The sequence below is a fragment of the Kistimonas scapharcae genome, assembly GCF_039540975.1.
Classification (GTDB): Bacteria; Pseudomonadota; Gammaproteobacteria; order Pseudomonadales; family Endozoicomonadaceae; genus Kistimonas; species Kistimonas scapharcae.
On record NZ_BAABFL010000481.1, the window covers coordinates 1 to 24,473 of the forward strand.

Annotated in this window: 18 protein-coding genes; 10 read left to right on the forward strand and 8 right to left on the reverse strand. The window is 52.3% G+C overall.

Going from position 1 to position 24,473, the window contains the following annotated elements; translation table 11 throughout:
- Positions 1-104: 104 nt before the first annotated feature.
- Positions 105-2,909, reverse strand: coding sequence for a response regulator (locus ABD892_RS26510; RefSeq protein ID WP_345199397.1), 2,805 nt, complete (start codon positions 2,907-2,909; stop codon positions 105-107).
- A 253-nt stretch (positions 2,910-3,162) separates the two neighbouring features.
- On the opposite strand from ABD892_RS26510, the gene ABD892_RS26515 reads away from it, so the two are divergent.
- The 8 genes from ABD892_RS26515 (at position 3,163) to ABD892_RS26550 (ending at position 13,249) form a co-directional block, all read left to right on the forward strand.
- On the forward strand, positions 3,163-4,533 hold the full coding sequence (locus tag ABD892_RS26515; protein ID WP_345199398.1) for an SLC13 family permease: 1,371 nt from the start codon (positions 3,163-3,165) through the stop codon (positions 4,531-4,533).
- A gap of 87 nt (positions 4,534-4,620) precedes the next feature.
- Positions 4,621-5,532 carry a cysteine synthase CysM gene (gene cysM, locus ABD892_RS26520; RefSeq protein WP_345199558.1) on the forward strand — a complete coding sequence of 304 codons (912 nt, stop codon included), beginning with the start codon at positions 4,621-4,623 and terminating at the stop codon, positions 5,530-5,532.
- A gap of 66 nt (positions 5,533-5,598) precedes the next feature.
- Complete coding sequence (rlmD, locus tag ABD892_RS26525) at positions 5,599-6,924, forward strand: 23S rRNA (uracil(1939)-C(5))-methyltransferase RlmD (RefSeq protein WP_345199399.1); 1,326 nt, start codon at positions 5,599-5,601, stop codon at positions 6,922-6,924.
- A gap of 86 nt (positions 6,925-7,010) precedes the next feature.
- Positions 7,011-9,254, forward strand: coding sequence for a GTP diphosphokinase (relA, locus tag ABD892_RS26530; protein WP_345199401.1), 2,244 nt, complete (start codon positions 7,011-7,013; stop codon positions 9,252-9,254).
- Positions 9,255-10,076 carry a nucleoside triphosphate pyrophosphohydrolase gene (gene mazG, locus ABD892_RS26535; RefSeq protein ID WP_345199402.1) on the forward strand — a complete coding sequence of 274 codons (822 nt, stop codon included), beginning with the start codon at positions 9,255-9,257 and terminating at the stop codon, positions 10,074-10,076.
- Between the two features lie 273 nt (positions 10,077-10,349).
- Complete coding sequence (locus ABD892_RS26540; RefSeq protein ID WP_345199403.1) at positions 10,350-12,320, forward strand: ribonucleoside triphosphate reductase; 1,971 nt, start codon at positions 10,350-10,352, stop codon at positions 12,318-12,320.
- 42 nt (positions 12,321-12,362) lie between these two features.
- On the forward strand, positions 12,363-12,524 hold the full coding sequence (nrdD, locus tag ABD892_RS26545; RefSeq protein ID WP_345199404.1) for an anaerobic ribonucleoside-triphosphate reductase: 162 nt from the start codon (positions 12,363-12,365) through the stop codon (positions 12,522-12,524).
- Positions 12,521-13,249, forward strand: a complete 729-nt coding sequence (locus ABD892_RS26550; RefSeq protein WP_345199406.1) for an anaerobic ribonucleoside-triphosphate reductase activating protein — start codon at positions 12,521-12,523, stop codon at positions 13,247-13,249. The genes nrdD and ABD892_RS26550 overlap by 4 nt, the downstream gene beginning before the upstream one ends.
- A gap of 5 nt (positions 13,250-13,254) precedes the next feature.
- Here ABD892_RS26550 and ABD892_RS26555 read toward each other — a convergent pair whose 3' ends face one another.
- The 5 genes from ABD892_RS26555 to ABD892_RS26575 all read right to left on the reverse strand — a co-directional run bounded on the left by ABD892_RS26555 (position 13,255) and on the right by ABD892_RS26575 (position 17,245).
- Positions 13,255-13,581, reverse strand: coding sequence for a hypothetical protein (locus ABD892_RS26555; protein WP_345199407.1), 327 nt, complete (start codon positions 13,579-13,581; stop codon positions 13,255-13,257).
- A 133-nt stretch (positions 13,582-13,714) separates the two neighbouring features.
- On the reverse strand, positions 13,715-15,103 hold the full coding sequence (locus ABD892_RS26560) for an MATE family efflux transporter (RefSeq protein ID WP_345199408.1): 1,389 nt from the start codon (positions 15,101-15,103) through the stop codon (positions 13,715-13,717).
- 62 nt (positions 15,104-15,165) lie between these two features.
- Positions 15,166-15,612 carry a MarR family winged helix-turn-helix transcriptional regulator gene (locus tag ABD892_RS26565; protein ID WP_345199409.1) on the reverse strand — a complete coding sequence of 149 codons (447 nt, stop codon included), beginning with the start codon at positions 15,610-15,612 and terminating at the stop codon, positions 15,166-15,168.
- A gap of 174 nt (positions 15,613-15,786) precedes the next feature.
- On the reverse strand, positions 15,787-16,821 hold the full coding sequence (gene dapD / locus ABD892_RS26570; RefSeq protein ID WP_345199411.1) for a 2,3,4,5-tetrahydropyridine-2,6-dicarboxylate N-succinyltransferase: 1,035 nt from the start codon (positions 16,819-16,821) through the stop codon (positions 15,787-15,789).
- Positions 16,822-16,897: 76 nt separating this feature from the next.
- A complete protein-coding gene (locus tag ABD892_RS26575; RefSeq protein WP_345199412.1) occupies positions 16,898-17,245 on the reverse strand; it encodes an ArsC family reductase in 348 nt (115 codons plus the stop codon).
- Positions 17,246-17,507: 262 nt separating this feature from the next.
- Here ABD892_RS26575 and ABD892_RS26580 point away from each other — a divergent pair, with 262 nt between their 5' ends.
- Positions 17,508-18,275, forward strand: a complete 768-nt coding sequence (locus ABD892_RS26580) for an outer membrane protein (RefSeq protein ID WP_345199413.1) — start codon at positions 17,508-17,510, stop codon at positions 18,273-18,275.
- A 10-nt stretch (positions 18,276-18,285) separates the two neighbouring features.
- Positions 18,286-20,784, forward strand: a complete 2,499-nt coding sequence (locus ABD892_RS26585; RefSeq protein ID WP_345199414.1) for a hypothetical protein — start codon at positions 18,286-18,288, stop codon at positions 20,782-20,784.
- A gap of 51 nt (positions 20,785-20,835) precedes the next feature.
- Here ABD892_RS26585 and ABD892_RS26590 read toward each other — a convergent pair whose 3' ends face one another.
- Positions 20,836-23,538 (reverse strand): [protein-PII] uridylyltransferase, encoded by a 2,703-nt coding sequence (locus tag ABD892_RS26590; RefSeq protein WP_345199416.1) that lies wholly within the window; start codon positions 23,536-23,538, stop codon positions 20,836-20,838.
- 107 nt (positions 23,539-23,645) lie between these two features.
- Positions 23,646-24,443, reverse strand: coding sequence for a type I methionyl aminopeptidase (gene map, locus ABD892_RS26595; RefSeq protein ID WP_345199417.1), 798 nt, complete (start codon positions 24,441-24,443; stop codon positions 23,646-23,648).
- Between the last annotated feature and the right edge of the window lie 30 nt (positions 24,444-24,473).

The following is a 24,473-nucleotide window of genomic DNA, read 5'->3' on the forward strand; positions in this document are numbered from 1 at the left end:
AAATCAGGCTCGCCAATACGTAAGGTGACGGGGGTGTTCAAGTAGACCAGAATCGGTGTTCAAGTAAACCAGAATATGCAACTTGAGGATATCTGTCAGTCCGGTCAGGCGTAATCCGGTTTTTTCATGCTGACAGCGCGCCATTGTTGCAAACGGTCAATCTCGGCCAGCAGTCGTTTAATAGCCTGGTTTAGGGATTCTTCCGTTAAATCATTGCTGCTTTGCTTGAGCAGGGATTCGGCTTCCAGACAGGTTTCCTGCAGTAGTGGTACACCGCAGTATCGGGTAGCACCATGTAGCTTGTGAATAATCTCCAGCAGTTGATCAAGGCTGTGATCCTGCCAGAGGTCGATAATGGCGTTTTTGTCATCGGGTAATTCATCCAGCAGCATGGTCAACAATTCATCCGCCAGTTCTTTTTTTCCTCCGGCAAGGTGTAATCCTTGTGAGTGATCCACCACCGGAATGCCATTTTGGCAGCTGAAAGAGGGGTGGGCGGTTTCACCGGTTTCCGGCTGTGAGGCGAGCAGCCTTAAACCGGTCCATTTTTGAATGACATGGCGTAGCTGGGATTCACTTATCGGTTTGCTGAGGTAATCATCCATGCCTGCCAGCAGTAGTTGTTTTTTCTCTTCGGCCAGGGCATGGGCGGTCAGGGCGATGATCGGTATGCGACTTTCTGAGACTTCCTGTTCTCTGAGTCGACGGGTGGTTTCCATGCCGTCCATGACAGGCATCTGAACATCCATAAATACCAGGTCAAAATGGCGATTGCGGGCAATGTCAACGGCCGCCTGTCCGTTATTGACGGCGGTGGTTTCTACACCGAGGTCGTCCAGCAGGGCGCAGAGAAGCTTCAGGTTGGCTTCGTTGTCATCAACTGCCAGAATGTGGGGCTGTCTTGGCAGGCTCTGCTTGATCTGGATTTGTTCCTCTGAGGGGAGGTTTGGTTCCAATCGGCTGCTGAGGGCATGCATGATGGTGCGTGACAGACGGTTACGGCAGGGGGGCTTGGCCAGTGTCAGTACTGTATGGGACGCCTTGGCTGCCATGGTGCTGATGCTGTCCAGGTAACCGGTCATGGCGGTGACCAGGAAGAGGGTGTCATCTGGTGTCTGGTTGATTAACTGGAATATCCGGTCGTTGTCCAGGCTGGCGGGGTCGTGGCCAATGATGACGAGGTCAAAAATCTCCCGGTCCTGCTCGGTCAGGGCTTCCTCAAAATGGGCCAGCTGATCACAGCCGCGAACCATCATGTCAAACTCTTCCAGTAGCTGCTCGAACGCATAGCGTGTGTAACGGCGTGGTTCAAACAGCAAGACCTTCTTACCCGGCAGTCGACAATTGAGTTGGCTGAGCTGGCCTTCTGCCGCAAAGGGCGCTTTGAAGGTGAACCAGAACGTGCTGCTTTCCCCGATATGGCTTTCCAGGCCAATGTCTCCCTGCATCTGTTCGACCAGGTTTTTGCAGATCACCAGCCCGAGACCGGTACCACCAATCTTTCGGGTACGGGAGTTGTCTACCTGGGAAAAGGCCTGGAACAGGTGTTTTTGCTGGCTTTCCGAGATGCCGACACCCGTGTCTGTAACACTGACTTTCAGGATGGCATGCCCGTCTTCCTGATGATCCAGCATAACGCGGACGACGACAGAACCATCGCTGGTAAACTTGATGGCGTTATTGACCAGGTTGGTCAAGACCTGCCGGAGTCGGAGTGGGTCGCCAATGATGTCCAGCGGAACATCCCGGTAGATCAGGCAGGCGATTTCCAGTGATTTATCGTGGGCGGTGGGCGCCGCGATAGCGAGCACTTCATCTACCAGTTCCCGCAGGTTCATGGGCGTGCTTTCCAGAACCAGCTTACCCGCCTCAATCTTGGAAAAGTCGAGGATGTCATTGATCATTGCCAGCAGACCTTCTGCGGAGTTCTGCAGGGTGGTCAGGTATTCCCGCTGGGTTTCGTTCAGGTTCGATTTCAGCAGCAGGTTGGTAAAGCCAATAATGCCATTGAGAGGTGTTCGAATTTCGTGACTCATGTTGGCCAGGAATTCGGATTTAACCCGGCTGCCTTCCTGGGCCCGTTTTCTGGCCATATCTAATTCGGCATTTTTGACTTCCAGGGTTTCCATCGTTTCGTGCAGGTCTTCAGTCGCCTGATCAATGGTCTGCTGCATTTCCTGGTAGGCGTCTTGCAGTGAGGTCACCATCTGGTTGATGCCGTTTTCCAGTTGCGCCAGTTCGGCTCCTGCGCCGGTATGAATACGGGTATCCAGTTTGCCGCGGCTGATTGCAGAGACAGCATGGCTGATGTGTTGGATTGGATGGGTAATACTACTGGCCAGTCGCAGGCCTGCAACAACGGTGAGTAACAGGGAGCTCAGTAAAAGCAGGCTGCTGAGCAGAATTAATTGGTATTGGTGTATGTCTGTGCTGTCGCGGGAAAACCGAATTTTGATCCATCCCGTGGGTTTGGCTGATGGTGCAAGATTGATGGCTGGCAGGGTGCCACCGGCATAGATGGGCGTGATGACGCATAACCCAGTATCCAGCCGGGTCAGCTCACTGGTTTCAGGCAGGGATGTCAGTGTTTGCTGTCGTGCAAAGCGGGTGCCGGAATGAATGATTTCCTGACCTGCGCTGTCGTAAACACTAACGGCTCGTATGTCCTGTCGACTCAGGGAGGTGTCAGCGAGGCTCTGTAATAAATCGCTGTCGTTTGCCTGAAGGGCATGGCCGTTGAGCAGACTTAACTGTTCCGCCGTGCGTATCGCCTGTTGTTCAAGACGCTGGTTGATGTCATTCAGGTAGAGCCATGTCAGCCCGAATCCCAGCAGGATAGCGGCCGCCAGGCCGGGGAGGAGAGCAAGCAGCAGAACACGATGCTTGATGCTGGTCAGTTTCTTTTTCATGTTCTTATCAGACTGGCTGAATAATGTTGTTATTGATTTTTTCTGGCCGTTTGTTGCAGCCAAGCTCGGGCATTGTCGCATAAAACGGGAAGCATTTTGTGTGTTTCTGTTACCGGTTGATACCGTTTTCTTGAGCGGAGGAAAAGCTTTAAATACAGGGATCAAAACCGTTAAGATGCAGCCCGGTTCATCGTGTCAATGGCAATAGTAAGCAATAAAAAGGTTGCTGTCGCCGAACGTTGCAGGAGCATTTATGGCCGTCGCTGAAGTGGGTTCCAAACAGGCATTTTTCGACAGGAAGCGTTTAATTTTCCTGGCCGACTGCATACTGTTTGCCGTGTTGCTCAATACCCTGCCCTTTGATGAGCGTGTGGTGACAGGGCTGAGCATCCTCGTGTTTGTCGCCATCCTCTGGCTGACTGAGGCGGTACATGTCAGCATCACGGCCATACTGGTGCCGGTGCTGGCGGTCGCTTTCGGTGTTTTTGAGACACCTCAGGCACTGAGTAGTTTTGCCAATCCCATCATATTCCTGTTCCTGGGCGGTTTCGCCCTGGCAGCGGCGTTGCACAAACAGAAACTGGACCAGTTGATAGCGGATAAGGTGTTGATATTGGCCCGTGGTCGTATGTCGGTGGCGGTCATCATGCTGTTTGCGGTGACGGCGGGGCTCTCCATGTGGATCAGTAATACGGCCACTGCGGCCATGATGCTGCCGCTGGTCATGGGGGTGCTGGCAAAAGTTGATACTGAGAATGAGCGCAATACGTTGGTCTTTGTCTTGCTGGGGATTGCTTACTGCGCCAGTATCGGCGGCATTGCTACGATTGTGGGTAGCCCGCCCAATGCCATTGCCGCGGCGGAAGTCGGTATTGGATTTACCGAATGGATGGCGTTTGGCTTGCCGGTGACACTGGTGCTTCTGCCAGTGGCTGTGGGTGTTCTTTATCTGCTGCTCAAGCCTAACCTGAATCATACCTTTGAGTTGGATCACAAGGTGATCGAATGGAATCGTCAACGGCTGATGACATTGGCCATATTTGCCCTGACGGTCACCCTGTGGATATTCAGTAAACCGATCAACGCCTGGCTGGGTGGTTTCAGCAAGTTTGATACGCTGGTGGCTTTGCTCGCGATTGTACTGCTGGGGGTATCGCGGGTTGTTGAATGGAAAGATATTGATAAATCCACTGAGTGGGGCGTATTGATTCTCTTTGGTGGTGGCATCTGTTTGAGTAATGTCCTGAAGGCGACGGGTACCAGTGTCTTCCTGGCCCATGAAATTGGTGGTTTTCTGGAGCAGGCAGGGCTGCTGGTGACGTTGCTGACAGTGGCTGTTTTTGTGGTATTTCTTACTGAGTTTGCCAGCAATACCGCCAGTGCGGCATTGCTGGTGCCGGTGTTTGCGACCATTGCGGAAGCCTTGGGTATCTCTCCCTTGATTCTGTCGGTATTGATTGCCATCGCCGCATCCTGTGCTTTCATGCTACCAGTTGCAACGCCGCCTAATGCGATTGTGTTCAGTTCGGGGCATATCAAGCAGCGGGAGATGATGCGGGCGGGTATTTATCTCAACATCGTCTGCATTGTTATACTGACCGGCTTCGCCTGGTTGGTCTGGTAGCGGGTTCGCTGGCGAAGAATATGGCACCGGTGCAGGAATATCACTGGATGCGGTCATGACCTTGGGATGAGAGTGAAACAAACGGGTATGGACTATCCAACAATTGAAGACCTGGTGGGTGAGACACCGCTGATCAGATTGCAGCGCTTGCCCGTGCCAGGGCGTAATACGGTGCTGGTCAAGCTGGAAGGTAATAATCCGGCGGGTTCTGTGAAGGATCGTCCTGCACTGTCCATGATTCAGGAAGCCGAGCGCCGTAGTGAAATCCAACCCGGAGATACGCTGATTGAGGCCACCAGTGGCAATACGGGCATAGCGCTCGCGATGGCGGCAGCGATGAAAGGCTACCGGATGGTGCTGATCATGCCTGATCACATGAGTGAAGAGCGCAAGGCCGCCATGACGGCCTATGGGGCTGAACTGATTGAAGTGTCGAAGCAGGAGGGCATGGAAGGTGCGCGTGATCTCGCGCTGAAAATGCAGCAGGAAGGACGAGGTCGGGTGCTGGATCAGTTCAATAATTCTGACAACCCGCTTGCTCACTACCGGGGGACGGGGCCGGAGCTCTGGCGGCAAACGGGTGGGGAAATTACCCATTTCATCAGCTCCATGGGGACTACCGGCACTATCATGGGGACTTCGGCCTATCTCAAGGAAGTGAATCCCGGTATTCAGATCATCGGTTTGCAGCCTGCGGAAAATGCCTCTATCCCCGGTATACGGCGCTGGCCGGAGGCGTACCGCCCTGGTATCTTCAACGCGGCTCAAGTGGATCAGGTTATGGATATTGGCCAGGAAGAGGCGGAAAAGGCCATGCGTCGACTGGCCAGGGAAGAAGGTATTTTCTGTGGTGTCTCTTCCGGCGGTGCCGTTGCAGCGGCGCTGAAGGTGGATCGTGAGGTATCTGGTGCGACCATTGTTGCCATCATCTGTGACCGGGGCGACCGTTATCTGTCTACCGGCGTTTTTACAGATATGGCCGGTGTATGTTCCCCGTAAATGCGCTGGCGGTTCCTGTCAGCAGGCGTACAATAGGCCCTCGTTTTACTGACAGGAATCCTGCCGATGCAACCCCGCACGCGTCACGCGCGAGCGACTGCTCCCTTTGATCTATCAATTGACTCCCTGACTCACGATGGCCGCGGTGTCGGCAGGTATAAGGGGAGAGCTGTATTTGTTAACCAAGCAGTACCGGGTGATACCGTGACCGCCCGGGTGGTCAAACAAAAGGCTTCCCTGTGGGAAGCAGAGCTTGATCGTATTCTCGTACCATCCCCTCAACGCCAGGAACCGGGATGCCCCAGGTATGGCGTGTGTGGTGGATGCAGCTTGCAGCACCTTGCACATGACGGTCAGCTGGCCGCTCATACCGATGTGGTGCTCGGGCAACTGAAACGCTTTGCGGGGCTTGAACCTGATAGTCTGGCCGAACCGCTGAAGAGCCCTGTCTGGGGGTATCGTCACCGGGCCCGGCTTGCCGTGAGATGGGTGAACCGGAAGCTGTTGATGGGTTTTCGGGCTGCGTCCAGCAATACCATCATTCCCGTCGATGCCTGCCCTGTACTGGCGCCTGAGCTTGCGGCCATGCTGCCTGCCCTTGAGGCAACGTTGAAAGCCGCCACTGATCCCCGGGCTATTTCCCATATTGAGCTGGCGGCCGGTGATGATTGTCAGGGGATTTTACTGCGCCACATTCATCCGCTTTCCGCACAGGAACAAGCGAGATGGCAGGCGTTAGCCAACGAATACCATGCCCACCTCTGGTTTCAGCCCAACGAACCGCAGCCGCTGGTGTGCGCATATGCGCCGGACGGGCAAGAATCACTAACCTATCGGTTACCGGAATTTACTTTAAAACTCCGTTTTTTGCCGGTAGATTTTATACAGGTTAACCCGTTTATTAACCGTCAGATGGTCAGTCAGGCAGTTGACTGGCTGGCGCTCTCCCCGACAGACACTGTACTGGATCTATTCTGTGGATTGGGTAACTTTACCCTGCCGCTGGCACGCAAGGCGGGTCGGGTGGTTGGTGTTGAGGGTGTGGAGTCGCTGGTGGCCAAGGGGCGCGACAATGCGCGCCTCAATGGTATGGATAACGCCATATTCAGCCGTGCAGACCTGAGCGAGGACATCACCCATCAGGCCTGGAGTCAGACGAATTATGACGCCTGCCTGCTGGATCCGCCCAGGACCGGCGCCCGGGAAGTGCTGGAAAAACTAGCGGATCGGCTGCCAGGGCGTGTGCTGTATGTGTCCTGCAATCCGGCCACCCTGGCGCGGGATGCCGGTATTCTGAAACAGTCCGGCTATCGTTTGGCCCGGTTATCGGTCATGGATATGTTCCCCCAGACAGTGCATGTGGAGACCATGGCGCTATTCCTGAGGGATTAATGGCATCCACAGAGATGCCGAAGAATGCGATGTTGTGTGGCTGCCGTCAGGCAGCCTCTGTTAATAAAAAGTGAGATGACAAGTAGATGGTTAAGGTCCGAGAAGATCACCCGGTGGGTTCCGATGGAAGTGTCGATCTTCAGTCATGGCTCGGACGGCTGAAGCGTGATGTGAATCTTACGGATGAGCAGATGCTGCTGGCGGCCTGTGATATGGCGGCAGGGGCAGAGGCAAATCCCGGTAAACCCAGTAGCTGGTCGCAGATGAGCGGCAGCAGCACCCTCAAGATCGGCATGGAGATGACGGATATCCTTGCCGAATTGAAACTGGACCAGACGTCACTGATCGCGGCCCTGTTATATCGCTCGGTGCGGGAGCACAAGCTCGCGCTCAATGATGTGCGTGAACGTTTTGGGGATGAAGTCGCCCGGCTGATCAAGGGGGTTCTGGGGATGGCGGTTATCAGCGCCATTCAGAATCCGGCCCGAGCCCAGGTGTTGGGGCAGCAGCAGGACCAGCTGGAAAAGGTTCGGAAAATGCTGGTCTCCATCGTGGATGATGTCCGTGTTGCCCTGATCAAGCTGGCGGAGCGGACCTGTGCGATTCGGGCGGTCAAAAATGCCGACCGGGAGCGGCGTCAGCGGGTGGCTCGTGAAGTTTTCGAAATTTATGCGCCATTGGCCCATCGCCTGGGGATCGGTTACATCAAGTGGGAGCTGGAAGATCTGGCTTTCCGCTATCTTAAGCCTCAGGACTACAAGAAAATCGCCAAACTGCTCGACGAGAAACGCCTGGATCGCGAGCAGTATATTCACGATGCCATTGAGCACCTGCAAACCGAGCTGAAAGCCAGCGGCATTGAGGCGGAGGTTAACGGCAGGGTCAAACATATCTACAGCATCTGGCGGAAGATGCGTCGCAAGGGGCTGGAATTTCGGGATCTTTATGATATCCGTGCACTGCGCATCCTGGTCCATGAGATGCGTGATTGTTATGCGGCTCTGGGTGTTGTGCACTCTATCTGGAACCATATCCCCAAGGAGTTTGATGATTACATCGCCACACCGAAGGAGAATGGTTATCAGTCCCTGCATACTGCCGTCATAGGTCCAGCCGGGAAAACCCTGGAAGTCCAGATTCGTACCCATGCCATGCACGATGAAGCTGAGCTGGGTGTGTGTGCACATTGGAAATACAAGGGAACCGATACCAAAAACAGCGCTGACAGTTATGAGGAAAAACTCAACTGGCTGCGTCAGGTACTCGAATGGCAGGATGAGATCGGTGACGGCGTTGAAGGTCTGGCAGACCAGTGGAAGCTGGATGTTGAGCCGGACCGGGTCTATGTCTTCACCAAGGATGGCCATGTGGTTGACCTGCCGGTGGGGGCAACCCCGGTTGATTTTGCCTATCGTGTCCACACTGAAGTGGGTAATCGCTGCCGTGGCGCCAAGGTGGGCGGCCGGATTGTTCCCCTGAACTACACCCTGAATACCGGTGACCAGGTGGAAATCCTGACGGCCTCCAATGCCGTGCCAAGCCGTGACTGGCTCAACCAAAACCTGGGATATGTCAAGACCAGCCGTGCCCGCGCCAAGATCGTCAACTGGTTCCGCAAGCAGAACCGGGATTCCAACATTGAAGCAGGTCGTCACTTTATTGAGGCCGAACTCAAGCGTCTGGATATCAAAGGCGTGGACTTCCGTGCGCTGGCGGAAGCCATGAATTTCCACGCCGAAGATGATCTGTTTGCCGCTTGCGGCGCCGGTGATATCCGCACCATGCAGGTGGTGAATGCCGCACAACGGCAGGTAGAGCCGGAAGAAGAGTCGGTCTTTGAGTTACGGACCCGGCCCAAATCCACTCGCAACGACGGTGATATTACCATTCACGGTGTCGGCAACCTGCTGACGCAAATGGCGGGTTGCTGTCATCCGCTGCCAGGGGATCCAATCATTGGTTACATTACCCTGGGGCGCGGCGTCACTATTCACCGGTCCGACTGTGCCAATGCCTTACAGCTTCAGGAGCAGGAATCGGATCGTTTAATTGAGGTGAACTGGGGTGATGGCAAGGAGCAAACCTATCCAGTTGAGATACAGATCGTGGCCTATGACCGTTCCGGTCTGCTGCGGGATGTCACTGTGGTGCTGGCCAATGAGAAGGTCAACGTTCTTGATCTTAATACGCATACATCGAAGGAAGACAATATTGCCACTATGCTGTTGACCATCGAGATTGCGACACTGGATGATCTTGGTCGTATATTGGCCAAAATCAGTCAGCTGCCCAATGTCATTGAGGCACGCAGGCACCGCAAAGGACGATAAATGGCCCGGTACACCCTGGAAGACCTTCTCAATCTAATGGCTCGACTCCGTGATCCGGAAACGGGCTGCCCTTGGGATATCCGGCAGGATTTCGCCAGCATTGCACCCTATACCGTGGAGGAAGCTCATGAAGTGGCGGATGCGATTGCCAGTGCGGACTATCCCCATCTTGAGGAGGAGTTGGGTGATCTGCTGTTTCAGGTGATCTATCACGCAAGGATGGCGGAAGAGCAGTCATTATTTGATTTTTCATCGGTGCTTGATGGCTTGGTTGAAAAACTGATTCGTCGCCATCCGCATGTTTTTCCTGACGGGACACTGGCCTCATCCAGACCCGCTAACGAGGCGATTGACGAGGCGGATGTCAGACGACGTTGGCAGGAAATCAAGCAGGGTGAAAAGCAGGCATTATCCAGCAAGAAGTTGTCAGGTTTGTTGGAGGATCTGCCTGCATCACTCCCGGCCTTGAAGAGTGCACAGGCTATTCAGGCTAAAGCGGCCGGACAGGGGTTTGACTGGCCAGATGCTGCGCGAGTGTTTGATAAGTTGCGCGAAGAAATCGATGAGCTGGAACAGGCGTGGCGTAGTGGTGATACCGCTGCTGTACGTGATGAAACCGGCGATCTGCTTTTCAGCTGTGTCAACCTGGCACGTCATGTCGGGGTTGACGCCGAACAATCCTTGTTGGGCTGTAACCATAAATTTAGACGTCGATTTTCTTATATTGAGTCATATCTTAAGGCGCAGGGGAAAAAGCTGCAGGACTGCTCTCTGTCAGAACTTGATGCACTTTGGAACGATGCCAAGTCATTAGGCTTATAGTGCAATAACACGTAACTACTCAAGCAACACCGGCTGATAAACACTTTTTCAGGTGGATGCCATGGTTTTTCCTGGCATCGATTCAGGTTTACCAAACGTTGATTTTTGTCAATAAATAACCTTTTTTATGTATCACGTTTTGTGTGCAATGCACAATATGTGGTGCTATCTTTGTTTAAAGATAACAATATATGGTTTTTTGGGATGGGCGTGGCAGAATCTGACAGTGGCTTTGAAATTCCGGCCATAATTATCAAACGTGATGGGCTGTGAGTGTCGTTTGATAATGGCAAGGTATTTCGTGCCATTCTCCATGCAGGTCTGGCAACGGGTGAATATGATCATGATGAAGCCCGGGTCTTAACAGACAAGGTCTTACGATTGGTCAGTTACCGGTTCTGGGGCAATAAGGCGCCCGACGTTGAACAGATTCAGGACATGGTAGAGCAGTGTCTGGCGGCCAGTGGCTACTTTGATACTGCCAAGGCTTACATCCTTTACCGGGAACGCCACAAGAATCTGCGCGATACACGAAAAACCCTCCTCGATGTTGAAGCCTCTGTGGATGAGTACCTGGAGAAACTGGACTGGCGGGTGCGCGCGAATGCCAACCAGGGCTATTCACTGGGAGGCATGATTCTGAATGTTGCCGGTAAAGTCACGGCCAATTACTGGTTGAATCATGTCTATGATGCTGCGATTGGTGAAGCGCACCGCCAAGGCGATCTGCATGTTCATGATCTGGACATGTTGTCCGGTTACTGCGCGGGCTGGTCACTGAGAACGTTGCTGCATGAAGGCTTTAATGGTGTACCCGGAAAGATAGAGTCTGCGCCGCCAAAACACCTGTCCAGTGCCGTTGGGCAGATGGTGAACTTTCTGGGTACCCTGCAAAACGAGTGGGCAGGCGCCCAGGCGTTCAGTTCATTTGATACCTATCTTGCGCCGTTTGTCCGCAAAGATAATCTTGCCTATACAGACGTAAAACAGTGCATTCAGGAATTTATTTACAACCTGAATGTACCTTCTCGCTGGGGAACTCAGACACCATTCACCAATGTGACGTTTGACTGGGTCTGTCCGGACGACCTTAAAGAACAGATCCCCATCATTGCCGGTGAAGAGATGCCCTTCAGTTATGGCGAGCTTAAGCCTGAAATGGCCATGATCAACCGCGCCTATATCGAGGTGATGATGGCTGGGGATGCGATGGGGCGGGTTTTCACGTTTCCAATCCCCACCTACAACATCACGCCGGATTTTGACTGGGATTGCGAGAATGCTGATCTGTTGTTCGGTATGACCGCAAAATACGGGTTGCCTTATTTCCAGAACTTCCTGAATTCCGAACTGACACCGAATATGGTGCGCTCCATGTGCTGCCGACTGCAACTGGATCTTCGGGAGCTGCTTAAACGGGGAAATGGTCTGTTTGGTTCGGCGGAGCAGACGGGTTCTATTGGTGTTGTCACGCTCAATTGCGCCAGGTTGGGTTATCTGGCGAAAGGAGACCGGGAAGACTTGTATCGTCGTACAGATGAACTGATGCGTCTGGCAAAAGACAGTCTGGAGGTGAAGCGAAAAGTCATCCAGCACTATATGGACAGTGGCCTCTTCCCGTATACCAAGCGTTACCTTGGCACATTGCGTAACCATTTTGCCACGATCGGGGTGAATGGCATCAACGAGATGATCCGGAATTATTCGGATGATTCCCATGATCTTACAACAGCTGAAGGGCAGGCATTTGCGCAGGCATTTCTGGATCATATCCGGATACAGATGCAGGATTTCCAGGAAGAAACCGGTCACCTCTACAATCTTGAGGCAACGCCTGCGGAGGGGACGACCTATCGCTTTGCCAGGGAGGATCGCAAACGTTATCCGGATATTCTTCAGGCAGGGACGATCGAACGGCCTTATTACACGAATTCATCGCAACTGCCGGTGGGGTATACCGATGATCCGTTCCATGCACTGGAGATGCAGGATGTCCTGCAATGCAAATATACCGGCGGCACGGTGCTGCACCTGTATATGGGAGAACAGGTTTCATCTGTTGCTGCCTGTAAGAAGCTGGTACGTCGAACTCTGACGCATTTCAGGCTGCCCTATATTACGGTGACACCGACGTTTTCCATCTGCCCAACCCATGGTTACCTGGCAGGCGAACACGAGTTTTGCCCATGCTGTGATGAAGAGCGGCTTGCTGAAAAACAGGCAATGTTACAGCTCGTGAGTTAAGCGATCACACTGGACAGAAGAATAACCAGTAGGAAAGAAAGCATGAAAACGAATGGTACTGTGAAACTGGAAGAGAATGAGCGTCAACGCTGCGAAATATGGACCCGTGTCATGGGTTATCATCGACCTGTCTCAGCGTTTAATCCGGGTAAACAACAGGAGCAGCAGGATCGCCTGCACTTCCGTGAAAACCGTGGCAAATGATTAATGCTGTCGCGGGACAGGAGTTGCGACCGGAGAATTTGCTGAAAATAGCTGGTATCACATCGCTATCGACAGTGGATTACCCCGATAATCTGTCTGCTGTCGTTTTTACTCGTGGCTGTAACCTGCGCTGCCGGTATTGCCATAACCCGGAATTGATGAGCATGATGCCAGACGCAAATGACCCGCAGTGGGAGGATGTGCTGGCATTGTTGACTCGCCGATCCGGGTTACTGGATGCGGTCGTATTCAGTGGCGGTGAACCGATACTCCAGCAAGCCTTGCTGCCAGCCATTCAAGCCGTTAAGCAACGAGGATTCAAAGTCGGATTGCATACGGCAGGGCAGTCTCCATCCCGATTGGAATCCTTGATCCCCTGGCTGGATTGGGTTGGCCTTGATATCAAGGGTTTGCCGGAGGATTATCCCCTGATTACGGGGGCGACAGCAGGTGACAAGGCCTGGCGTAGCCAGAAGATACTTCAGGAACGGGGAATTAATTTTGAGGTAAGAACAACCGTGAACTGGAGTCTCTTGTCGCCAGAGCGGTTGCTGCAACTGGCGAAGAGGTTATCTGAAGCAGGTGTCACTGATTTTGTCGTTCAACGCTGCCGAGATCAGCAGTGCTTTAATGGCACATTGCCTCACCCTGCCTTGCCCCCATCAGTTACCCACCGTTTATGGGACACACTATCCGGCTGGTTTCCGCGTTTCACTGTCCGATAGTCGTATTATGTCAATCGATTGTTGACCTGTTCCCGAGCCAACAGGCCAATGATAATGCTGGCGGAGAAGGCAAACAGGTCGGACATATGCTCTTTCAGCGCTTCATTGATAATAGCAATCTGTCGCTCATCCAGATTCACATCCGCCGGTATCTCCATCGGTGATTCGAATTTCTCGGTCAGTGAGGGATGAACGGAACGGTAACTGCTGACTACAGCGGCGATCTCTTCTTCTGAGAGGCCAATCTTATCGCCGACTTTACGGATAAACGTATCAACAACATCATCTTCCCTGGCTTTGTCTGGATCCGGAAATTCAAGAATCACGCCCATACAGCAGCTCCTCCTCCATTGTGATGCTGGCTTTCAGTATGTGTGCAAGCGCATGGCTCTGGCAAGTCACGTGCTTTTTCAGGAGGTGTTAGGAGAGCAGGGCGGATCTTACCTATCCGCCCTGTGACTTGGGTTAGACAGGTGTTTGGACTGAAGCCGAATGAGATTGTGGGCTCTTCAGTGCCCGAAGATCGACCCAGAGCACCCAGACAACCGGGATGGCAAGAATGACATTCGATACAGGCAACGCAATCAGCACCCCCGTGATACCCATGAGAGGCGGCAGCGCTAACAGCAGGGGAATCTGGATCAGCATATTGCCCGCCGTGATCCAGCTGGCAACACGGGATTTGGCCATGGACTGGAACCAGGCAGCAGTTAACACAATGAAACCATCCAGGAACATGGAGAACAGGTGCAGATGAAGCGCCGTTACTGTCATCTCTTGCAGGGCGATATCATCCTTGTTGAAGATAACGGCAATCACTTCCGGAAACAGGTTGATCAACAGCACGCTGCCAAGCCCGATGCTGAGTACGGTTCCCAGGCCTATCCGCAGTGTTGTGAGCAACCGCTGGCGATTACCGGCGCCATGGTTATAACTGACCAGTGGTTGAATACCTGTGGCTACACCTTCAGAGAACATGTAGTAGATTGCCTGAACATAGCCAACGATAGTGAATGCACCGACAGCCAGCACGCCGCCATAATCCATCAGTAGTCGGTTATGGATTGCCAGTACAAATCCATAGTAGAAAAACATGAACAGGCTGGGTAATCCGGCAGTCAGCGTTCTGGTGGTGTAAAGCCATGAAAAGCGCAGGTCGGTGAAGTTGATCCGGGTGTTTGCCTTATGACTCAGGAAGTAGGCAATTCCCCATAATCCGACCGCAGCCTGTGCCAGTACTGTTGCCATGGCGGCGCCGGCAGCTTCCAGTCCCATTACCACAATAAACAACCAGTCCAGCACAATGTTCAGGACGGCGCCGCTTGTCATGATAATGGTGGTCAGGTGTGGCCGTTCATCATTGCGGATCATCAGAGGCAGTGCTGCGCCCGCCAGGGCGGCAATGCTGCCGATGATCAAAATGGTCAGGTAGTCTGCTGCTAACTCATGCGCGTAGCCGGTTGCCCCCAGGAGGGTCAGCATCTGTTCTTCCATTGGCAGGAACAGCAATGGAAACAGCAGGCCAAAGCCAACCAACAACAGCAGTGCGTTACCAATATACAGGCGCGGTTTGCGATGGTCGTTTTGCCCCCGGCTGATGGACATCCAGGTACCTGTACCCATGCCGATCATAATACCGACGCCGAGAATAATGCCTGCAACAGGCCAGGCAAAGTTCAGGGCGGCAAGACCTTCTGCACCGACAACCCGACCGATGAATATGCCATCAATCAGGACATAAATGCCGTTAACGATCATGGCGGCAACGGCCGGGATTGCGTAGCGCCAGAACAACCGAAGAATGGGTTGTGTCCCCAGGTCTGAAGAGGGAGCGGTTATCTGTGTTGATTCCATATTTTGTTAGGCTAACTAATTATAGGTTTGGTCGGGGCATGAATATGTCGGCTGTTTTCCCTTTAATCTGGTGTCGGTTTCACTCGTGTATTGTCTTGCAGACAGCGACAGGCTTTGTCCAGTAGGGTTTCCAGTATCTGGTACTCTTCCTCACTCATGGCTGTGCAGATCTTCCGGGTCATATCGCCGAACAGTTTGTCTTCAAGCGCCATTAGCGCTTCTCCCTGGCGTGTGAGGCTAACACGCGTTGATCGCCTGTCATCCGGGCAGGGCGAACGTTTGAGCAGATCACGGCGTTCCAGCTTTGCGACCATGGTGCTAGCAGATGGCTTCTGAACCCGCATTTCAGCGGCCAGGTCAGACAGTCTTGGTCGACCGAGTGTCTGTACGGCTTTCAGGTAATCGTATTCATTAAACGTGACGTGTTCGAATTGTCTGCCTACGTCGTCGCTGCGCCAGAGTTTGGCGAGATAACGCTCTATGTAATCAAATGACTGAGAAAGATGCATGGTGATAAATGGTTAGGGTGACTAACTAACTGGAGTGTACCACTGAGTCAGTATGAAAGACATTGTGTGAATTCCGATCGTGATTAGAGTGTATCAGGCAGGAAAAGTCTAAGCAGAGACTGTATCAATAGCCGTCGGTAGTGGGTAATGACCCACCACCTTCGACAGACAGACTTAATTATGTGCGTGCAATTCTTCGTTCAAGGCAATGGCGGACTTGTTGGTCAGACACTCAATGGCGCCATTGGTAGAGTTCCTGCGGAACAGCAGGTCAGACTTACCGGCCAGGCTGGCCGCTTTGACGGTCTCAACCACCTGGCGATTTTCGTCCAGCAGTTGAACTTTGGAACCACCGGTCAGGTAAAGGCCGGCTTCCACGGTGCAGCGGTCACCCAGGGGTATGCCAATGCCTGCATTGGCGCCGATCAGGCAGTTTTCGCCAACAGAGATGACCACGTTATTGCCACCGGACAGGGTGCCCATCGTGCTGCAACCACCGCCCAGATCTGAGCCTTTGCCAATAAATACGCCGGCGGAAATCCGGCCTTCAATCATGCCCGGGCCTTCGGTACCGGCATTAAAGTTGATGAAACCTTCGTGCATGACGGTTGTGCCTTCACCCACGTAAGCGCCAAGCCGTACACGGGCGGTATGTGCAATACGGACACCGGCAGGTACAACGTAGTTGGTCATTTTCGGGAATTTGTCGACGCAGGCCACTTCCAGTGTCCGGCCGGCGGCACGCGCCTGCAGCTGGCGGTGGGGAAGCTCTGCCAGGTCGATGGCGCCTTCATTGGTCCAGGCGACATTGGGCAGCAGTAGGAAAATGCCCGTGAGGTTAATGCCGTGTGGTTTGACGCAACGATGAGAGATCAGGTGAAGTTTGAGGTAGGCTTCCGGTGTCGTGGTCGGGGCCAGGTCATTTTCCAGCAGTGTCAGGATTTTCGGGCTTTCTGAGTCCTCGAGGGTTGCCATAATGGCCGCCTGCTCGGTCAATCCGTGCTGAGAGAAGATGCTTTCCAGTGCGTGACAGGTGGGGTTGTCCAGCTCAACCACGACATTGCCGCCCACATAGCCAATCACAGGGCCAATTTTTTCAATCAGTTTGAAGGACGGCTGGAACAGAGGGGCAGGGTAATAAACGTCCAGCCACTCACCTTTGCTGTTTTTGGTGCCAATGCCGGCAGCGAGGGAAAAAAACGTGCTCATGTGCTCTTCTCTTTGATCCTTGTGCGGGTGAGATGGGGGCGTGTTGCCGGATTATCAAGCCTGGTGACGACAATTGTCAGTTTGTCAGGAGTGCCTGCCATTGTGCGGGCTGAAACCCCAGTTGGTAGTGGTCACCGGCAACCAATAAGGGTCGCTTAATAATGGCCGGGTTTTCCAGCATGATGGCAATGGCTGAGGCCTGATCAATCGTGTCACGGGTCGCTTCAGGAAGCTTGCGCCAGGTGGTGCCCCGGCGGTTAATCAGTGGCTCCCAGCCAAGGCTGTCAGCCCACTGGGTCAGCTGGGCTTCTGCGAGGCCGTCTTTGCGATAATCATGGAAATGATAGGCAATGTTATTTTCATCCATCCAGCGACGGGCTTTTTTGATAGTGTCACAGTTGCTGATGCCATACATCGTGATCATGGGGTGTCCTGTGGTATATCTCTGTTGCTCCGGGCATTTATCATACGCGTATTGTTCTATCTTTTCCCCTGGCGGTTCGTCAACTTGTTCGTCGTCAACAATAAAGCTTTCTCATACCGATCGGCTTGAAGTGTGATCAAAGCGAACTAGACTCCGATGGATTCTTATTTCATAGGCATGGTGATTGTTGTCACTTTAAACGTGTCGTGACAGGAAGCGGTTTTTATTATCTAACATATTGCTGTTCGGCAGGCTGGCACATATGAGTATCTCATCCTGTTTACGTATATCCTTCAAATGCTTTTTTACGTTAATCACCTTCTCTATATCCAATATAAGTTATGGAGGTGATTATTATTTGAAGGGCTTGCTTGGTTATTCCCATGCTGAATCAAAATTAAAAAAGGATATGGATGTTATTAATAAGGCTAATAAGGTCATCATTGATTCTTATGAGAATCATGATAAGTCGGACAATGTCGCTGTAGTGGGGCTTGGTGCAGGGATTGATTTCAATCGTTGTACCTATCGATTATCGGTAGGCGCGGCCTGGTACTGGCAAAATGAGATAAAAAATAAAGGGTACATTGATCTCCATGGTGAAGGCAGTTTTCGGGATTACAGTTATCAATACAAGGCACAGCATCAACGGTTAATGCTGGAAGGCGCTTTTTACTGGGTGATGCGTGAACCCGAATTACAGCCTTATGTTTCAGCAGGATTGGGTTTCTCTCGTAATCGTTTTACGGGATACAGTGAAAATGATATTTATCCGACAGATAGTACCGCCAAAAGCCCTGATCCAATCACACCGTTTAAAAGTGCTGCGCGTAATGAGCCAGCCTGGCAGATAGGGATTGGCATACTGATTCCTTTATCGGAAGCGCTGTTACTGGATATGGGATATCAATACGCGAACCTAGGGAAAGTAGAGTCCGGACGGGATAAGCCGGGGCGTTATAGCGGTAAGTTGAAAACAGATGATCTGACTAGCCAGCAGTTGCTGCTGGGATTGATCTGGCATTTCTGAGAAGTGAGCTATGAAAGCGTTATTTATCGGGCTTTTCTTCCTGTTGAGTGGTTTCTCCGGTGTGGTGTTGGCTGAGGCTATGTTTGATATCCAGATCGAAACGGAAGGGGATCTGGTGAAAGGTGATAAAGGGTTGTTGAAACTGGCTATCACCAACCGTTCTGTAGAAGCGGCTGACATCGTATTGCGTATTACCCAGACGGATGGGCAGGTTTTGCTGGATAAGCAATCCTGTCCATTGGTGCGCCCAAAGCAAACCTGCCGTGCAACGATTGCGGTCACGCCAGCTAACGCCGGAGACCAGCGTTTTATCGTAGAAGCGTTGGGGTTTGATGCCAAATACCTGTGTGGCAAAACGGTGCGGTTGTTTACGGTCTATGATACTGAACGTTTCAAGTCCGTTTATCTTTCCGGCCAGAAGAGTGAGTTTGCCCGGGCATGGGCGCTGGTGCATGGTTTAGGTAATACAGAAGATGCCGCCCTGTATATTAATCGACATGACGGCGAACCGTTGATAGAGGAACGGGATGGGCGCACAGTCATGTTGTCACAATCCCTTTCTGATGCAGATGATTTGAGTCAGCAGGTTAATGCTGTTTTAGCCCGTGAGCTGGAAGGGTTCAGTGGCAAAATTCACTTATATATTCAGTCCTCCATGGTTGCGGATGCACATCAGGTTGTGATTGATTCAGTGCTGGCGGCACGTTTGGCGTCAGTGACTGTTTTTCCGGTTGATGTGTCGATGCTTCACTATGATGCTGTCCACATTCAAAAAGTGGCGGCATTTGCCGGTGATCTTTATGTCAAAGGGACAGAAACAGTCAAGGTTATGTTGTGGGATACCATTGATCAGAACGCATTAATGACCGGGGCTCTCTCACAGCTTGGACGTTTGCGTGATCATGGTATTGTATTTGATAACTTTAGTTTTCTTAACAAGGGGTACAATATCGCAGCGTTGGGTGTGAAGGATTTGTTGCTCTCAGGAGGGCTTTATGCGCAGCTAATTCCTGAGTCTGCAATGAGTGATGGTGTTTTCAATGCGTCCACCAAGTATAAGGCGGACAAAAATAACCTCCTTTTTCTCGGTTATCATGGTTATAGCGATCCTTATAGTGACGCTTGGTATGAATTTTTACCCAAAAAGCAGATCGACGTACTGCAGTCATTAAATAGTAAATACGATGCCAGCCAATATAATCCCATTTATCAGAGTGCACCAGACGATGTGGAAATACAGGCATGGCTGAGTGCGAATGGAACAATCAGTTATTTTAAGCCGTCATTTCCATTGGTTTTATGGATAGCGCTTAATGAAGGTGCAGTAACCTATCAACACAATCATCAGCAGCACACTGTTTATTTTCCAACGCTGCCAATCAGGATTTTGTCGTCTGATAACGACTTATTGTATAACCTGAATGTCGATCAAATTGATGCGATTCTTGGGTACAGTCCTGTGGATTCCCAAGAGTATGAGCAGGATTTCATGGCTTATACGACATTCCTCCAAATGGTTGGTCGAACGCCGGAACATATCCCTTTTTTCCAATTCTCGCAGTGGATTACGGGTGGGCAGGATGAATCGATTGATCTGATTAATGAAGTGGACACTGAATCTGTTTCTATCCCTTCAGAGCCAGATAGTCTTGAGGTTGAGGCCTCCGATTCCGATGCTCATCTGGAGGTGGCAGGTAGCGAGAACCTTTCCGTTGATGAGATGCACGAGGTTATTGCGGATGTTGGACAAGACCTGGAATTGTCCTCTGGGCTTGTGGTTGTAGAGGGTGAAGAAGAAAAGACTGATAAGAGCGTCATTACTACTGATGAGGCATCAACCGCCGAACAAGAACAGGAGTCAGCCCTTGAATACGCGGTTGTAAGTGGTGACGAGGCAATACCTGAAGAGGGAATTATTGCTGCTGATCAGGTGTCAATTAGCGACCAGGATCAGGAGCCTCTTCATCAGGAGACTGCAAACATTGATGTCGAAAAGTTTGTTGAGAGTGTAATTGTTGATGAGTCAGTTGCTGCACAGCTAAAACCGGATGATGAAGGGATGCCCGATAATGAGCAGATTAAATCTCCATTAGAGCCGCAGGAAATGGCGGATGAAAATGCGATTGTGGATGAAAAAATATCCGATAATTACTCACAGGTTAATGAAGCCCAGCCAGGTAGTTCTTTAGGGGGGCCGCTGACAGGTAATGCCGCAATAGTGCCTGCTGACGAAAGTGCAGTGACATCAGATAAACCGCTGTACTATATGGACAATTTGGTTGCCGGCTTTTCTCAGGAAGCATTTGCCGTTCAGGCATCAGGTGGTAAAGTGACGCTGTGTGTAAAAGAACAGCCTGAGTGTATTGATGGCATGGTGCAGGGATGTCAGCTGATTCTGTTATTTGCTTGCTGTGACGGTGTGTGTCTCTGTCCAGATGCGGGGAAGGATGCCGTGCAACAGCCGTGCTTGTGGTCAATGCCATTGGTTCTCCAGACAACGAAGCCATAACGGAGAAAGCTGTGCAGTGCTGGTTGTTGCACAATCAGCACTGCGTTCACATTATTGCCCCAGTGCGTCCTGGTTGGCGTAGTCCTGCAGGCGCATGCACAGCGTTTGTTTCAAACGGCTGTATAAGTCTTGGTCGCTGATAGCATTGCCTGAGCGATCTGTAATGAAAAAGACATCTTCCACTTTCTCGCCAAGCGTGGCGATCTTGGCATTTTGAATACGGATAGCAAATTCCGAAAAGGTTTTCCCCATCATGGCAAGCAGGCCTGGCCGATCAGTCGCATAGACTTCGACGACGGTGCGATTATTCAGCATATCATGACTGATAATGACTTCGGGCGCTTTGGCGAAATGCTTTAATTGCCTGGGCGTTCGGCGGTGAATGATGTCCTGGAACGAGTCGGGGTTGCTCAGGATTTTGCTCAAGCGGTTGCACAGGCGCTCAATACGTCCGGGATTATCGCCAATCGGTGACCCATTGCTTTCCAGTACGATAAAGGTGTCCAGACTGAAACCGCCTGTGGATGTGATGATCCTTGCGTCATGGATACTGAGGTTTTGTTGATCCAGTGCGGCTGCCGTGGCTGCAAACAGGTTGGAGCTGTCTTTGGCGTAGATAAAGACTGCAGTACCACCTTCAAAATGGCGTTCGGTGGTTTCCCTGATCAGCACTAGGGGGGTATCGCTGTCGCTGTGGTGCAGAATGCCAGAGGTGTGCCAGGCGATTTCTTCTGGTGTGTGTCTAAGAAAGTAATCGTCTCCGAGAGTGTCCCAAAGTGTCTGCACGGCGGTGTCGTTCACGCTGTTCTCGCGCAGGAATTCCCGGGCGATATGCTGGGTTTCCGCAATCAGTTCGTGTTTGTCGATGGGGTTTTCCAGGCCGCGTAACAGGGCTCTACTGGTTTCCCGATACAGTTGACGCAGCAGGCTGGCGCGCCAGCCATTCCACAAGGTGGGGTTGGTGGCGTTGATATCGGCGACCGTCAGGCAGTAGAGGTAATCCAGATGGCGCCGATCGCCGACCAGCTGGGCAAAGTGGTTGATGGTTTCCGGGTCTGACAGGTCCTTGCGCTGTGCCGTGGTCGACATCACCAGATGATTACGCACCAGCCAGGCAATCAGGGCACTGTCTGCTTCACTCAGGCCGTGCCGTTGGCCAAAGGCCAGGGCATCCTCGGCGCCCAGTTCGGAGTGATCCCCCCCCCGGCCCTTGGCAATGTCATGATACAGGCCGGCAATGTACAGTAATTCAGGACGGTTGATGCGACGTTTGGCTTCGCAGGCCACCGGGAAAGGTTCTTCGCTTTCCTGGTAATTGAAACGGCGAAGATGCTTGATCAGCAATAACGTATGGGCATCGACGGTATAGATGTGAAACAGGTCATGTTGCATCTGGCCAATGATGCGTCTGAACTCCGGCAGATAACTGCCTAGAATGCCGTAGCGGATCATCCGTCGCAGATTGGCTGTCAGGGCATAGGGGGCTTGCATCAGTTCAATAAAGAGCTGGTTCACTTCAGGGTTGTTGCGGAAACTTTCGTCGATCAAATTTCTGTGAGTTCGCAAGAGGCGAATGGTTGAGGCGCGTGGACCCAGTATGAACGGATTGCGAGTCATTAAAACGAACAGTTCCAGCATGGCTGACGGATGCTCGGAAAATACCTGGTCGCTGGTGACTTCTATATAGTTGTTGCGTACCTGAAAGTGTTCATTCAGCGGGATGACCTCTTCTTCCTTGTCGGAAGACAGTATTTCATCGTCAAAGTGCTGGAGCAGGAGATCCTTGAGTTCGCCCAGAATCATGACGGCTCGGAAGTATTTTTGCATGAATTGCTCAATGGCCAGGGTGCCATTGGTGTCATGGTAGCCAAAGTGTGCCGCTAATCCGCGTTGATAATCAAACAACAGGCGGTCTTCCGCACGGCCGCTCAGTCGGTGCAGCCCCCAGCGTACCTGCCAGAGAAAGTCACGGGAGCGAAGTAGCATGTCATATTCGGTATCGGTGAGAAAACCGACCTTGACCAGGTCTTCCGGCTGATCTGTGCCGTAATGGCGCCGGGTGATCCAGCCCAGCATGTGGAGATCCCGCAGGCCACCCGGTGAACTCTTGATATTGGGTTCCAGGTTGTACTCGGTCTGGTTGAACTTCCGGTGTCGGGTGCGCTGCTCCTCGTATTTGGCTTGCAAATAGGATTGGCTGGGCCACATTTTGTCCGTGCTGATTAGGGACATCATCCGGTTGCGGAGTGGTTCGGGGCCGGTGATGGTGCGAGATTCCATCAGGTTGGTAATGATGGTCAGGTCGGTGCTGGCCTGGCGGGCGCACTCTTCAACTGAGCGGACGCTGGAGCCAACCTGCAGGTTGATGTCCCACAACAGGGTCAGAAACTGTTCAATATTTTCCCGGAAAGGCTCGGGGTCATCCTGCTGCAGCAGGATCAGGATATCAATATCCGAAAAAGGATGGAGCTCGCCACGGCCGTAACCGCCGACTGCCAGCAACGCAATATCGTCACGGCCGCCAAACAGGTGCTCCCAGGCCAGTGACAGAACCTGGTCAATCAGCCAGGCGCGCCCCCTGACCAGAGCCTGAATCGGTACGCCCTCGTCGAACCACTGGTTCATGGTGATTTCAGCCTGCTTGAGGCACTTTTTATAAGCCGGAATAGCGGTACTGGAGAGGGTGAGTTCGGCTCGGAACTGGCCGCGGTCAAAGAGTTCTGACTGCTGTTGTTCGGTGAGTACAGCGTTCATTCTGGTTATCCTGGTCACCGTTGGATCTGATATCCGGCAGCGGGCTGCCAGCAGCAGGGCCTCATCAAGGAGACCCTGTTTGTGTTATTGCATCATCGTGGTGAAGGTTAAGCGGTAAAGGTGCTGGTGGTAAAGGGGATCTGCTCATCATTGCGCAGCGTGAGGATTTCTACGCCATCCTGGGTGACCAGAATGGTGTGTTCCCACTGGGCAGAAAGACGGCGATCCCTGGTGACGGCGGTCCAGCCGTCGGGCTTGAGCTTGGTTTGCTTTTTGCCGGCATTGATCATCGGTTCGATGGTGAATGTCATGCCTGCCACCAGCTCAATGCCTGTGCCTTGCTGGCCATAATGCAAAACCTGAGGCTCTTCATGGAAGCCCTTGCCGATGCCGTGTCCACAATACTCTTCAACAACCGAATAGTGGTTGGCATGGGCATGTTGGGCAATGGCAAATCCGATATCGCCAAGGCGTGTGCCAGGGCGAACCAGCTCAATGCCTTTATACATGCATTCCTGGGTGACGGTGACCAGGCGCTGTGCATGCTCGGCTACATCGCCCACCAGGAACATCTTGCTGGTATCGCCATGGTAGCCATCCTTGATGACGGTGATATCAATATTGATGATATCGCCACTTTTCAGGGGTTTTTTCTCGGTAGGAATACCATGACAGACGACCTCGTTGACCGAGGTGCAGATGGATTTCGGGAAACCCTTGTAGTTCAGTGGTGCAGGAATCGCGCCCTGCTTGTTGACGATATGGTCGTGGCAGATGCGATCCAGTTCCTCGGTGGTGACACCGGGAACAACATATTCACCGATCATTTCCAGCACTTCGGCGGCCAGGCGGCCGGCAACGCGCATTTTCTCGATGTCTTCCAGGGTTTTGATAATGACAGTCATGATTACCGTGTGATTACTTATCGTTCGCCT